The organism is Corallococcus sp. CA053C (genome assembly GCF_003611675.1).
Classification (GTDB): Bacteria; Myxococcota; Myxococcia; order Myxococcales; family Myxococcaceae; genus Corallococcus.
Map to the genome: position 1 here is coordinate 1 of NZ_RAWA01000826.1, position 693 is coordinate 693.

Below are 693 nucleotides of genomic sequence, written 5' to 3' on the forward strand. Positions count from 1 at the left end.
GAGTTCGTCGGCAGCGTCAGATGTGTATAAGGGACAGGGGGCGGGAGGTGACAGGTGGGGGGCAGGTGTCCCCGCCGCCCCCTGCGCCGGGTTCCTGACCTTCCAGGCGTCGAAAGGCAGCGCCCCGGCCCAAGTCGGGTACACTGACGCGCACGACATGGCACAGATCAAGCTTGGAGAACTGCTGATCAAGGCGAACGTCCTGCAGGAGAGCCAGCTCAAGGCGGCGCTCGCCGAGCAGGCGAAGTGGGGCGGGAAGCTGGGCGAGATCCTCGTCCGGATGAACCTCGTCTCCGAGGACATCCTCGTGCGCGCCTTGTCGAAGCAGCTGGGCATGCCGGCGGTGAACCTGGACGCCGTGCAGATGGTGCCCCCGCACGTGAAGGCCAAGATCCCCTCGCAGACGGCGCGCGACTTCTCCGTCGTGCCGCTGCAACTGCGCGACGACGGCAAGACGCTGGTGGTCGCCATGTCGGATCCGCTCAACGTGCGGGTGCTCGACGAGCTGCGGGCCCTGTCCAAGTGCCGCATCGTGGCGAACGTGGCGGGGCGCACGTCGGTGGCCCGGGCGTTCGCGCGCCTCTACGAGGAGTCCGCCGAGCTGGAGGACGCGGACACCAACTTCAAGGTGGTGGACGCCCAGGGGCGCACCGTCGTGAAGAACCTCAAGGACCTGGAGCAGCCGGCCGCCGC

Annotated in this window: 1 protein-coding gene; it reads left to right on the forward strand. The window is 68.4% G+C overall.

Going from position 1 to position 693, the window contains the following annotated elements:
- Positions 1–157: 157 nt before the first annotated feature.
- On the forward strand, positions 158–693 hold a 536-nt coding region (locus D7V97_RS43425), incomplete at its 3' end, for a general secretion pathway protein GspE (RefSeq protein ID WP_120616305.1).